At 40.8% G+C, this 12,580-nt stretch carries 11 protein-coding genes; 4 read left to right on the top strand and 7 right to left on the bottom strand.

The window, feature by feature from the left end:
• Positions 1-248 precede the first annotated feature (248 nt).
• From V5G28_RS15710 to V5G28_RS15700, 3 genes are all read right to left on the bottom strand, one after another.
• A complete protein-coding gene (locus V5G28_RS15710; RefSeq protein ID WP_332996977.1) occupies positions 249-1,250 on the bottom strand; it encodes a hypothetical protein in 1,002 nt (333 codons plus the stop codon).
• Positions 1,251-1,781: 531 nt separating this feature from the next.
• Positions 1,782-3,080, bottom strand: coding sequence for a recombinase family protein (locus tag V5G28_RS15705; RefSeq protein ID WP_332997018.1), 1,299 nt, complete (start codon positions 3,078-3,080; stop codon positions 1,782-1,784).
• A gap of 150 nt (positions 3,081-3,230) precedes the next feature.
• Entirely contained in the window at positions 3,231-3,590 is a 360-nt protein-coding gene (locus tag V5G28_RS15700; protein WP_332997016.1) for a VOC family protein, read from the bottom strand.
• A 232-nt stretch (positions 3,591-3,822) separates the two neighbouring features.
• On the opposite strand from V5G28_RS15700, the gene V5G28_RS15695 reads away from it, so the two are divergent.
• The gene (locus V5G28_RS15695) at positions 3,823-4,044 is read left to right on the top strand and encodes a hypothetical protein (protein WP_332996975.1); all 222 of its coding nucleotides are present in this window, start codon (positions 3,823-3,825) and stop codon (positions 4,042-4,044) included.
• A gap of 2 nt (positions 4,045-4,046) precedes the next feature.
• Here V5G28_RS15695 and V5G28_RS15690 read toward each other — a convergent pair whose 3' ends face one another.
• Positions 4,047-4,328: a DUF7219 family protein gene (locus V5G28_RS15690; protein ID WP_332996974.1), complete on the bottom strand. Its 282-nt coding sequence runs from the start codon at positions 4,326-4,328 to the stop codon at positions 4,047-4,049.
• An 842-nt stretch (positions 4,329-5,170) separates the two neighbouring features.
• Here V5G28_RS15690 and V5G28_RS15685 point away from each other — a divergent pair.
• From V5G28_RS15685 to V5G28_RS15675, 3 genes are all read left to right on the top strand, one after another.
• Positions 5,171-5,419, top strand: a complete 249-nt coding sequence (locus V5G28_RS15685; RefSeq protein ID WP_096562805.1) for a hypothetical protein — start codon at positions 5,171-5,173, stop codon at positions 5,417-5,419.
• Between the two features lie 304 nt (positions 5,420-5,723).
• Positions 5,724-6,608 (top strand): aspartoacylase, encoded by an 885-nt coding sequence (locus tag V5G28_RS15680; protein WP_332996970.1) that lies wholly within the window; start codon positions 5,724-5,726, stop codon positions 6,606-6,608.
• A gap of 807 nt (positions 6,609-7,415) precedes the next feature.
• Positions 7,416-9,488, top strand: a complete 2,073-nt coding sequence (locus V5G28_RS15675; protein WP_332996969.1) for an adenylate/guanylate cyclase domain-containing protein — start codon at positions 7,416-7,418, stop codon at positions 9,486-9,488.
• 54 nt (positions 9,489-9,542) lie between these two features.
• Here the strand turns inward: V5G28_RS15675 and V5G28_RS15670 are convergent, their stop codons facing one another.
• From V5G28_RS15670 to V5G28_RS15660, 3 genes are all read right to left on the bottom strand, one after another.
• Entirely contained in the window at positions 9,543-10,730 is a 1,188-nt protein-coding gene (locus V5G28_RS15670) for a homospermidine biosynthesis protein (protein ID WP_332996967.1), read from the bottom strand.
• Positions 10,731-10,945: 215 nt separating this feature from the next.
• On the bottom strand, positions 10,946-11,467 hold the full coding sequence (locus V5G28_RS15665; protein WP_332996964.1) for an O-acetyl-ADP-ribose deacetylase: 522 nt from the start codon (positions 11,465-11,467) through the stop codon (positions 10,946-10,948).
• A gap of 70 nt (positions 11,468-11,537) precedes the next feature.
• Entirely contained in the window at positions 11,538-12,395 is an 858-nt protein-coding gene (locus V5G28_RS15660; RefSeq protein ID WP_332996962.1) for a glycosyltransferase, read from the bottom strand.
• Between the last annotated feature and the right edge of the window lie 185 nt (positions 12,396-12,580).

Genomic DNA, 12,580 nt, shown 5'->3' with positions numbered 1-12,580 from the left:
TTATAATCTTTTTTTTATAAAACTGCTAAAACTATGACTTATTAAAATATTTTTGGAGATAATTGAAAGGGCATTTGATAGCGAGCGTGGTCTTGCTATTTTTATAGATGCACCCTTTTGCTTCGATTTACAAAAGGAGAGTTATGAATGTGCGTAACGCGGGTAGACAACTTGTGTTCTATGACATAAATCAGTAGAGGAATATACTGTTTATCCCATTACGGCAAATGGTAGCTCTTGTGATAAAGTTAGAAACATCTTTTTAGTACTGATGGCTCTACTAGGTCGTTATGGTTTCCATAATCCTTTCGAGCAAATTGTATTTGTAACATCAAACGGTCTTGACGAGTTGGTATCATTGCCTTATGAAAACAAAAAGTATCTTCTGCGAATCCAAAACCAGCTTTTCCGCAGATAGGTACTACATTTTCAGAGCCATAATAGTCAATAATATCCTCATCGGAACTTCGTCTAAAAAATGACAGCAGATGAGCAATGTTCTTCTTTTTGTGGCTGCCACAAACACAAACGTGAGCCCCACTATATACATCTACATCTGTCAGGTAAAAGAAAAATTTTAAAAATTGATAGTCATCAAGGTCGTAATGAAAAAAATAAGCACCTTCTCTGGTACTTCCTTGTAATGAAAGAAACCTCATTTTCTCTAAAAGAAGGTGCTGCTCTTGTTCTTTCAGCGAAAACAACCACCAAAGACGACTTCCCGTCTGCACGGGAGTACCGCCTAAATATTTAGCGGCAATCTCCAATAACTTTGGGTCATTTCCAAGTTTTTTGATAGCTGGACAAAGCAAATTACTATTGAAATAGTCACCACGTTTAAAAGTTCTCCCACACTTAGATTCTGCTTTTTCTTTTTCAGTGTAATAAAAGCCAAGCTGGTGTTCTCCATCACCGTAACAATCTGTACTGCTTGCAAATTGTAGTATTTCTTGTACAATGCTTTCCGGCAGATTCAGCCCAAGGGAAAAACTATCTTTTTTCAAAGATTCAACGACATCATCTACTTCAATATCAAAGAAAGAACACGTTGCCTGATTTCTTTCAATTATCTGGGGTTGAACAAAGAAGCTTTTCAAAAGTGCCACACTCTTAAATCGGCTAATTATAACCATCAAAAACCATTCCGGATTTTCTAGCCGTTTCTTTAAGTATTGATAAGTGATGAAATATTTTGCCCAAAAATTTCGGCAAACTAAAGTAGCCGCGATATTTATTTCATTATTTACCATTGCAATCTCCTGATATACTGACATCTTGCACCAATCTTAAAAAGCAGATTGTTACACAAAAACAAAAACCCACAAACAAAGGGTGGAGAGAAAGATTAAGTTTAACTGATGAACCATGTTATTTATCAGTATTTACACTTAATTATTTTACAAACTTTTGTATTTTATAGAAGTCTTAATATCAAAAATCAAAAAATTAGATAAGTCATATGAAATCTATTTGTTTACTTATCGTATCCGCGAAACTTTACCCCTACCCCTGTCCTTACAAAGGAGGGGTAGCGCAACCTGCGTGAGGTATGGATTCTAGCGATTTACAACCCGTTGTAAAATATACCAAAGAAATAATGAACCACAGATAGACACAGATAAAACAGATAAAACAGATAAATCTGTACTTCATTTAAATGAGAAGCGCGATAGTAAGTACCAGATTTGATATCACCACTAAAAAAGGTGGTTTCTTCAAGTCAGCAACTAACCCTGGTTATATGTTGAGTTAAAGTTGTCGTTCAAGTTCGTTTTAAAATTTTAAAAAATAAAAATAACTCGCAATTCCCACTCTTTATCCTGACGAATAATCTCAATTTGTCGAATAAATTCTCGAAAGTAAAATCGTCGCTCTGCTTCAGACAAGTCTAACCAAAATTGCGGAATCGAAACAGCTTGGGCAACAGAACGCAAATTAACTGGTGGTAAAGTTGCTAGTTTTGCTTGGAGTGCAGACATTTCTGTGCGGATTTTATATGCTCTTAACTTTGCTGTTTCCACATCTAACACTCCTGTTTCCAACAAACAGGGTAACTGATTGAGTACCTCTTGCTGGCGGTAAATAGCTTCATTTAAGCTATTTTTGACTGCATCCAACTGAGGAAAATTCATAAGCGCCACAGCAAGGGGTAAGTCACGGCAAACCGTTTGGATTGTCTGTTCCAAAACTTGTTGGTAGGGAAGGGCGCGACACTTGGGGTGTTTGGGGCAGGTAATAGGACGTAAATAAAGATACTCTTTCTCTTGCTTGCGCATAGTCACACGAGTCACGCTCATGTGAGATTGGCACTCGTTACAGACAACCAACCCAGCCAGAGAACGCGGTGCGCTAGCAGTCCGAGGTGGTAAACGCCTATTGCGGCGCAACAGTCTATCAACCTGGGCGGCTTCTTCCCTGGTAATAATAGGAGCATGAGTATTGGAAATGATTTCTCCGTTTTGATAAGCTGTATCACCGCGATAAACCGGATTTGTCAACCAACGACGCCCGGTGGTGACAGAAATTTTCTTGCCGTATTTTTTCGCTAGGTGACGTACAGATCCTCGCAGAGAACCATAGAGTAGGAAGTGTTCAAAAAAATCTTTGACGACTGGGGAAGTCGTGCGATCGATGATATATTTTCCTTTGCCTCGACGGTAGCCGTAGGGGGCTTTACCAGGTGGTGGTGCAGCATCCAAACGGTTGCGGGCATGTCCTTGGCGGATGCGGCGGCTACGTTGTTGATGCTGAATTTCGTACAGTAATTTCAGCAATTCGGCGCGGAGGTTGGGACTGTCTTGGGAAGAATTGTAGTCTTGCTCAATAGCAATGAGTGTTATTCCCATGACTTCCAGTTCTGCAAGGCGCGAACTTACTTCGTCTAGAGTATCCCCCAATTCTTCTAAGCGGCGGATGAGGAGACAATTTGGTGGTTCGGTTTTACAGTCGTTGAATAATTTTTGTAGTTGAGAGCGTTTGCCTAAGTCTTGGTAAATACCGTCTAACTCCCATTCCCAAGTTGTGGGGTCAGGAGTGGGTTCTAGTAGGGGATCGCTGTAGGTGTAGGCGAAGATTTTCATTAACGAACCGCCAAGACGCGAAGAACGCAAAGGTAAGATTTGAGAGGAGTGTAACGCACTTGTGTTGGAATTTGAACCGCAAGAGGCAATAAACAAAGCAGAGTTAGGAAAAAATTTATCTTTCTACCTCATCTGCCTCATCTGGGCTTCTCATTGCTGACTTAGTTCTATAACATTGCCATCTGGGTCCTTGGTGAAGAGGGCTGGGCGTCCGGAGGCGCTGGGTTGAATAAGGCAATTTTGATCTAGGAGTTGTTGTTTGGCTGTGTCTAAGTCCGCAACGCAGAAGGCGATGTGGGGGTTGCGTCCCCATTTTTCGTTTTGGTCTTCGGTAGGAACTCGAACGGCGGCTATCAGGTGAATTTGATAGTTTCCAACTTGATACCAAGCGCCAGGGTATTTCAGGGAGCGTTCTATTTTGGGCAATCCTAGCACCTTTCCATAGAAATGTTCGGCGCGTTCTAGGTCAGTGACAAGAATGGCTGTGTGGAGACACTGAGTAATCTGCATTGGTCTTGGTTCGTTGGGTATGATATCAATATCATGCACCTGCATTGACAAAGCTCGGAAAGAAATTTCCACTTCTTGTTAGCGAAAGTCCTGTTCAAAGGACAAGGACAAAGCTTTTGAGTCCATTCTAAATCCGTCCATGAGAAAATAGACGCGTTTTTGGCTAAGATTAAGAGCAGGTTATAAATTACCTCGGATTTCACTTACGTAGTTTCATTCTTGAAAGTTTCGGTTGAGGAGCGCTATTGACCCCAAAGTAGGAGACAAAGTTCTAATTCTTCGTCCAGCATACGTAGCTGGAAAAGTTGGAGTTATTTGTGGTCGAGAACTACTCTCTAGCGGTCAGTCTAGCGATCGCTGGCTGATTCGAGTAGATTCTAAAAATGATTCTGAAAGTATAGTGGTGTCGCTAACCCCAAAAGAGTTTGAAGTACTCCTGTTGGACTCTGAGTAAGCTTAAGTTGCATCCGGTGGTGGCTCTGGTTCGTTTGGCGGCTCATCGCCAATCCCTAGTTCCTTTTTGCTACGTTTTAACTGTTTCCAGAGCGCCTTAATTTGCTCATAGGCTTGTTCAGGAGAGATTTTTCCAGAAGTTTCTAAATTGGTAATGTAGCCAACTTTTTGAGCAAATTCTTGCAGATTGGCGTTAAACACGAGGTTTTCTGGCTTAACTTGACCGTAATAGCGACTATGAGGGTAGAAAAAGCTGTCTTTGTCTCCCTGATCTGGCTGGCTCATAACTCACCCCTAATAAATAATTTTTTGTTAAATATATTTAATTTAACCTTAATCAATGTATTTTTTTTTACAAACAAATTAAAATTACGTATAGTAATCATGAAACCATATTTTACCAAAGTTTTTGGTAAAAATAACCTCTTAGAGATTTGAAAGGTCATATATCAGGCAATACGGTTCAATTAAGGATTGTTGATGATAGCGTAAGCGCAGCCTGTCCGGAATGTGCTGTCTTATTCCACAGGTGTAGAACTTTCGGATGCAAGGTTTCTACATTGCGATCCTGATAATCGTTTTGGTCTTATCACCAACTGTATTAATATATGAGGGAGGGTTCGTGCCATAAAATGTATACTTACTACAAGTTTTGCCTCTGGTGACACGAAACTTAACACTATCTCTTCTTGGCAGAGAATTTGAGCATACTGAGCTATTTATTTTTAACTTGAATTTAATTTTAACTTGAATTTTAACTTGTACTTAATTTTCAGTAAACAGCCCGATTTTCCGTAATTATTTAAGTAAAAATTTGATTTGTATACATGATTACTTACAAACTTAACTTTAATTAATACCTTCTGTACTGCAAGCTTAAGCTTAATTCATCCTTTAGGTGAAAACGAGACGCCTGCTAATAAGGGTAAAGTCTGAAATACACTAACATCAAGTCTTGAGTTTGAGAAGAAACTAGAGAGTTTTTTCTTAAAATTACTGCAAGGTTATTTTGGAATGACAATAAAACTATATTTGTACAAATTTGCCTAGAGGCGTTATGCTGCCTTTGTGTCACTTGGCTAAAGCGGTTTACAGGTGCGATTGAAAACAGCAACTCAAGAGGAATTATGAAAGAACTTAGTGAAAACGTTTCACCTTACGGTGACACTTTTGTTACCCACCGAAAATACAAAATTTTCTACAACTACCATAAAAAACATTGTGAATGGTTTGTCATCGTGTATGGCACAAATAAAGCAGTACGGTATGGCTATCCCTGCCTTGGTAGTGACTGGCACAAAACCAAAGAGAAAGGAATCGACTGGGCGAAAGCATTAATTGATCATGCTCTCGAAACGCCAAAAGCTCAAAAATAGAGGTTCAAACTAAATCTTTTAAATATAATCTATAGCAGTCCTATTTGATTTGTGAGAAATCGAGGACGTAGAGGAGGACACTTCTGTGCGGGGGTTCCCCTCGTTGTAGAAAGTGTCCGTGACACAGAGGAAGGAAATCAGAGAATTTCACAACTGATTTAGGATTGCTATAGTGTTTAAATATGTATAGTAGGACTCCGGTTATTGCAGTCACAAGAAGGTCAATCAGCAGTAGGTAACTGGCAATCTGGAGGTGTTTAGTGCCTACCATCAATTTCGGTGTTACCTTGTAAGGAGTTATTATATGAACCAAATCAATCGGGTTGCGATCGTTGGTGGAACCCACGGAAATGAGTTCACAGGGGCATACCTGATTAAAAAATTTGACCAGTTTCCTTATTTGATTGAGCGACCTAGCTTTAAAACTTTGACGTTATTAGCCAATCCCAAAGCCTTTGAGGAAAATAGGCGCTACATTGACAACGACTTAAATCGTTGCTTCAAAAGTCAAGATCTGCTTGACCCAACGCTCTGTGACTATGAACAGATGAGAGCAAAAGCCATTGACCAAATACTGGGACCGAAAGGCAAATCCCAAGTGGATGTGATTTTGGATTTGCATACTACAACTGCAAACATGGGATTGAGTATTCTGGTGGAGAACGAGCATCCCTTCAGTCTGCGATTAGCTGCGTATCTGACCTCGATGAATCCCTTGATAAAGGTTTGTTGGACACAACCGAAGCAAGAGAGCCCCCTTCTGAGATCCCTATGCGAATTGGGTTTTGTCATTGAAGTGGGTTCTGTGGCTCAGGGTGTCTTGAATGCAGACTTGTTTGCGAAAACCGAGAAACTGGTTTATGTCATCTTGGACTACATAGAAGGATACAACAAAGGTTTAGTTCCACAGACTCACAGCACACTCACTTTGTATGAATATGTGGGAACCCTCGACTATCCCAGAAATGAGAAGGGAGAGATTCAGGCGATGATTCACCAACAGCTTCAGTTTAGGGACTATGAGCCTCTCAATCCAGGCGAGCCGATTTTCCTCACTTTTGATGGTAAGGAGATTGCTTATGAAGGAGAATCAACAGTCTATCCAGTTTTCATTAACGAAGCAGCTTACTACGAGAAAGGCATTGCGATGTGTTTAACCAAGAAACAACAGGTACTGTTGAGAGATTAAGGCGCTGGTGCTCAAACAAAAACGTTCTGATATCACATCCGTTTGTTTACTTATCATATCCGCGAAACCTCACTTCTTCCCCTCTGCGAACTTACGAAGAAGGGTGCCGTTAGGTGGGGTGAGATGTAGATGCAGTAAGTGAGTAACTGGATTTGATATGAAACATAGATGTGTCTTACTATAAAAGACTAAACACTAATGAGAATAAGCAGCGCTTTGTATTTAAGTATAAAAAACAAAAATTTCTGTAATTTTTAGTAATTTTCCGGAAATAAAACCAGATATGATGTTTAATTTATATTATTTTTTGATTTTATCTGGAAAAATGCCCTCAAAGGCTCATATTTAGTAAGTTATAAAAAAAGTAAATCCTCCATAAGAGATATTTTTAAATAAACATTTATGAGTGAATATATATTTAGTGGTACAAATTGTCGATAACAGCAGTCACACCCTAAAATCATGTTCACGAGTTTTGAAAAATCGCAGCTATCCTGAATTTGGAGTTATCAACATCAATCTCATTCATCGTTTGGCAATATATAATTCTTGACCAAAGAGGCAGGGGAGCAAGGGGCAGACGAGCAGGGGCGAAAAAGTTAAACCTAAGTTTTCCTGAATTTATAGGAATTGAAGATATCCTTAAATCTATAAAGAGAGCAAAAAAGATTTATATTCAAAGCAATTGAACGAGATTGTCGAAAGAAATGCTATTTATATTTTCATCTATCATCTATATTATTAAAGAGTTCAGGGAAAAATTCTGAGAAGAGATGAATGGTTATTTTTTAAGATGTAGCAAAAAAGATGATTTTAAAGCAAAGATTATCTCATAAAATAAATGACGCCAAGTTACTATATAGTGTTTTAGGTGCGTATAAAAACTACATCGAAAAAGTTATTAGTTCAATGGGAGATGCCTTGCTAATAACGACTAAGTTAGGAGAAATCAAGAAAGTCAATTCCGCAGCATTAGAATTATTTGGTTATAGTGAAGAAGAATTAGTAAATAAACCAATTTCTTTAATATTTGAAGATAATAATTTTTGGCAACAAGCTTTTCAATCGATTTCTTTATATAAAAAAAGTTTTCAAAATAGAGAATTTATTTGTCGCAAGAAAACAAAAGAAAAAATACTGATTGCTTTTTCTTGTTTAGTGATTAAGAAAAAAATAGATGGGTTAGAAGATATTGTATACATTGGTCGAGACATCACCGCCAGACAGCGCAGACAAGAACGCAACAATACACAATCTGCTATAACCCGTATCTTATCAGAGCCTCAAAGTGTAAAGCAGGCGATTCCGAAGATTATACAAACAATTTGTGAAAACCTGGCATGGGATTTAGGAGAACTTTGGACATCAAATCAATATATGGAAGCATCGGTACAGCGATGCAGTTTCAATCCAGTTCTCAGGTGTGTGGAAATTTGGTCGAGTCGAACATTTGCGGAGCAAGAATTCAAAGCAATCACTTGGCAGACGACTTATACCCCTAGTGTAGGCTTACCTGGTCAAATTTGGGTGACGCGATCGCCCGTTTGGATGAGTCATATATCGCATCATACTAATATTGAGCGATTGGGCAAGGAACAAGGCGCTGACAGGCGATCTTCTGCCGCTGTTGAAGCCGGATTGCATACAGCATTTGGCTTTCCCATCTTGGCTGACAATGAAATATTAGGCGTGATGATTTTCTTGAGTCGGGATGTACAATCAAAAGATGCAGACCTGTTGCAAATGATGGTTTCTATAGGTAGCCAAATTGCTCAATTTATCAAACGCAAACAAGCAGAGTCAGCGCTACTGGAAAGCGAAGAACGGTATCGAGACTTGTTTGAAAACACCAACGACTTGATTCAGTCTGTGACTCCCTATGGTCGTTTGGAATATGTTAATCGAGCATGGCTTCAAACTTTAGGATATACTCAAGCTGAAATTCAGAAGATAAATTTGTTTGACATCATCCATCCCGATTTTCAAGAAGAATGTCGGGAACTATTTTGTCGCGTGATGTCAGGGGAAAAACTCGAACAACTGACAACTGTATTCGTTTCTAAAGATGGTGAAAAAATCTTTGTGGAAGGGAATATTAACTGTAAATTTGTAGAAGGAAAACCAGTTGCCACTCGCGGCATTTTTCGTAACATGACTGGCTCCATTGTAGCAGAGGAAGCACTACGCCATCAACAGCAACAAAACGCGTTCGGTTTGTTGGATAATTTACCAGAAGCAATATTCAACCCCTTGAAAGAAGAACCAGGTACAATTGCAGAAGACTTTGCTAATATCACAGTTCTGTTTGCAGATATTGTAGGTTTTACTGAAATCGCCTCTCAAATAAGTGCAATTCAATTAGTCAACATACTCAACAAAATTTTCTCAGTTTTCGACCAACTTACCGAGCGATATGGTTTGGAGAAGATTAAGACTACCGATGATGCTTATATGGTAGTTGGTGGTCTGCCTAGGCGATGCCCAAACCACGCCCAAGCGATTGCCCTTGAGGGCACTGCGCTGAGTCCCGAAGGGACACGCTACCGCGAACGCGCAATCGCCCAGATGGCGTTAGATATGCAAACAGCGATCGCCCAGTTCAATACTGAAAACAACCAAAACTTTAGCATCCGTATCGGAATTCATAGCGGTCCGGTGGCGGCGGGGCTCATTAGCATGAAAAAGTTTACCTACGACCTCTGGGGAGACACAGTAAAAATTGCCAGCCGTATGCAATCTCAGGGCTTGGCTGGCAAAATTCAAGTGACAGAAGTTACCTACAAATGTTTACGTGATGAATTCCTATTTGAAAAACGTGGTGAAATCGAAATCAAAGACAAAGGGAAGATGACGACTTATATGTTGGTCAGTCGCAACTGATGAGGAGATAAGGAACATGAGGAAGAATTTTCTCCCCCTGCTCCCCCATCTCTCTTACTCCCCGCCTCCGGTATTAGGAATCAACCTGCCTACAGGATAAGTTGCGACTTCTTGGGGAGAACCGCCATCAGTCACAGCAGCTGGTATTTCATCTACTGATTGAGTTTTAGCTGCTAAATAATCTGTCCGCAACTTTTCTAACATCTGTTCCCGCTTGTCATACAGCCGCTTCAAAGAACGAGGCTGGTTTTGGTTTAAAACGTAAGCTGTGACTAAGGGCAGTGCAATTGTGCTATCGGTATAACAAACGATGGTGCTGGGTAACTCATCTGGGTCAATCTTACCCCAACTCACAGCTTCCGAGGGTGTTGCTCCAGATAACCCTCCAGTATCAGGACGAGCATCAGTGAACTGGACAAAGTAATCGTGTCCTCGTTCTTCTAGTCCCAAAACTTCATGAATTTGCGGTTGTGTTTGTAGCAAAAAGTTTTTCGGACTGCCACCACCAATAATGACAGCTGCACTCTTGCCTCCTGTCTCCCGCGCAGAGTAGGCAATAGCTGCTGTTTCATTGACATCTATCGAAGGGTCTAAGATTAGCTTGGAACCTTCCAACGACAATGCGGCAACGTTCATACCAATGGAACTATCCCCCGGCGAAGATGTATAAATAGGTACGCCACACTCGTAAGCTGTAGCGAGCAGGCAGGAATGCTTAACCCCCAGTTGCTTTTCTACTTCCCGGACATACTTGCCTAGTAGATGATGAAATTCCGCAGTTCCCATCCGTTTTTGGAATGGTTCAGCTTGCAAAACTTTACGGATGAAAGCATCTGTTTCCAACAGCACATCATAACCAAAGATAATGTCATAAATACGGATAGTGCTTTGCTGGCGCAGCTTCACATCATCCAAAAATGGATTGCCAGCGAAGAGTTCAAAACCTAGCCCATAGTGCATATCATGATAAAGATTAGCACCAGTGCTGATGATCCAGTCAATAAATCCGTTGCGGATTAACGGTGCCAGTGCAGAAACTCCGTATCCTGCTGGTGTCATCGCACCAGAAAGGCTGACTCCTACCGTCACGCCTTCCTTGAAGACATCTCGACTAAGGAGATGACATATCTCCCGTAACCGTGCTGAATTGTAGGCGGTGAAGTAATTATCAATCAAATCGACGACGCCGATATCAGTTGGCATCGGTGCAGGTGAGATTTTTTTACCCAGCTGTTTTGACATGGTAGCCCCCAAAGAAATAACTGATAAGTTTACTAGACATCTGTCCAGCTAAACTCAACGACAAAAGATTTCTAGTCTGCATAGGCAGGTTTTCTGCTGCAAACCCCAAGCATGAAAATCTTCCTCCCCTTGTCCTTTTTCTAGTTAGCCCCAGACTTGTATTCTATGGACGACTACATGTCAAATTTGAATAAACAGACAGGATACAATCGTATCTACCTTTGAGTGATTTCTTGCATCACCTGCAAGTAGCAATTGTAAGCGTTTTGCCCAAAACAAACGAAAATGGCTTGTTCTAGGGAATCATTGCTCTGTAAAAACTTATTAACTTCACTAACAGCAATTTTAGTAGCCCGGTGGAGCGGAAAACCATAAGCGCCTGTGCTAATGGCTGGAAAAGCAATGGTTTTTATGCCATTTTGCACTGCTAAGGCTAGACTGTTGCGATAACACTGTGCCAATAGCTCATCTTCACCAGAATTCCCACCTTCCCACACAGGACCAACGGTGTGAATGACCCACTTTGCCGTCAGCTGATAACCTTTGGTGATCTTTGCTTGACCAGTATCGCATCCGTGCAACTTGCGACACTCTTCCAAAAGTTCTGGTCCGGCGGCACGATGTATCGCGCCATCTACACCGCCTCCTCCCAACAGGCTGTTGTTGGCAGCATTCACAATAGCATCTACCTGTAGCTGAGTAATATCGTCTTGGATAACGGAAGCTCTATTTTCCATAAATCAGCCGTCGTTGCATTCTTAAATGTTTTGGTTGATCATATCCCCTAGACCAGAGATGGTAGGTTTTTCAGGGAAGATACTTATACTTTATGCAACCGTGCAAATGTCCTGCAAACCAGGCAAAATTTAATAACCACCTCACTAAACTTTCTCTATCACGAACTCTCAGCATAAATTTCAAAGCAAGAATGACTGCGTCTTTGACAAACCCCTGCCATTTGATCAACTTAGGCATACCCACTTGTTGATGCTTTTTATGTAGCAAAACGTCGTAACAAGCTAATTTCCAAGATCGACGGTACAGACCTTCAATGGTGTTGCGAAACCGGAAATGAACGAGTGCATCTTTTGCACAGTCAAGTGTTTTCCCTGCCTCTTGAATCCTCCAGCAGTAGTCAACGTCTTGGAGTGAGAGCATCGTTTCATCGAAACCACCGACCATTTCATGGACTGAACGCTTGACACCAAGATTACTGGCACCTGCATATGGAAAATATGGATGTTTGTTAACTCCATTGCCCTCTGCGTATGCACAGCACTCAATGACCCACGGTTGATTCAATTTCGAGTACTCGTTGCAACCTGCAACTAAGTCGTGTTTGGAGAGTGCTTCAATCATAGCTGCTACCCATCCTGGGGCAACTTCGTCGTCAGCATCGCAGAATGCAAAGGCAACACCCTTGGCAACACTTGCACCAACGTTGCGGGCGTAGGCAGAACCTCTGCGAGCAGATGCTTCGACAAAACGAAGATGAGGTATGCGGTGCTGATATTGTTTGATGATCGCCACGGTGTCATCAGTTGAGCCGTTGTCGGCAACAACAATCTCCCACGGTTCGGAGCATTGCTGCTTAGCCAACGCCTCCAATTGAAAAGCGATGGTATCCGCAGCATTGAAACAGGGTACGATCACACTTAATTTCATCAAAATTTGATATTCCCTTCAATTCGTGCTTTTTCAGCACCTGAGATTGTTTATCAAAATTTTTTATATATTTTTTTTCTGATACTACTGAGCCTGCTGTGTGACAAATTTTTCACTGGTCATCGTACCAAATTTTGAGATTCTTTTGTTAGATAATTAACATTTATATCAGTGAATTTAAGGCA

It is taken from the genome of Scytonema sp. PRP1, from assembly GCF_036697665.2.
Lineage (GTDB): Bacteria > Cyanobacteriota > Cyanobacteriia > Cyanobacteriales > Nostocaceae > Kalymmatonema > Kalymmatonema gypsitolerans.
The sequence above is the reverse complement of the archived record's forward strand: the minus strand, read 5'-3'. Positions and strand labels throughout refer to the sequence as shown.

Excerpts from the sequence above, each read along its gene's own strand:
- V5G28_RS15710 (WP_332996977.1), bottom strand. The coding sequence starts at position 1,250 with ATGGTAAATAATGAAATAAATATCGCGGCTACTTTAGTTTGCCGAAAT.
- V5G28_RS15705 (WP_332997018.1), bottom strand. The coding sequence starts at position 3,080 with ATGAAAATCTTCGCCTACACCTACAGCGATCCCCTACTAGAACCCACT.
- V5G28_RS15700 (WP_332997016.1), bottom strand. The coding sequence starts at position 3,590 with ATGCAGATTACTCAGTGTCTCCACACAGCCATTCTTGTCACTGACCTA.
- V5G28_RS15690 (WP_332996974.1), bottom strand. The coding sequence starts at position 4,328 with ATGAGCCAGCCAGATCAGGGAGACAAAGACAGCTTTTTCTACCCTCAT.
- V5G28_RS15685 (WP_096562805.1), top strand. The coding sequence starts at position 5,171 with ATGAAAGAACTTAGTGAAAACGTTTCACCTTACGGTGACACTTTTGTT.
- V5G28_RS15680 (WP_332996970.1), top strand. The coding sequence starts at position 5,724 with ATGAACCAAATCAATCGGGTTGCGATCGTTGGTGGAACCCACGGAAAT.
- V5G28_RS15675 (WP_332996969.1), top strand. The coding sequence starts at position 7,416 with ATGATTTTAAAGCAAAGATTATCTCATAAAATAAATGACGCCAAGTTA.
- V5G28_RS15670 (WP_332996967.1), bottom strand. The coding sequence starts at position 10,730 with ATGTCAAAACAGCTGGGTAAAAAAATCTCACCTGCACCGATGCCAACT.
- V5G28_RS15665 (WP_332996964.1), bottom strand. The coding sequence starts at position 11,467 with ATGGAAAATAGAGCTTCCGTTATCCAAGACGATATTACTCAGCTACAG.
- V5G28_RS15660 (WP_332996962.1), bottom strand. The coding sequence starts at position 12,395 with ATGAAATTAAGTGTGATCGTACCCTGTTTCAATGCTGCGGATACCATC.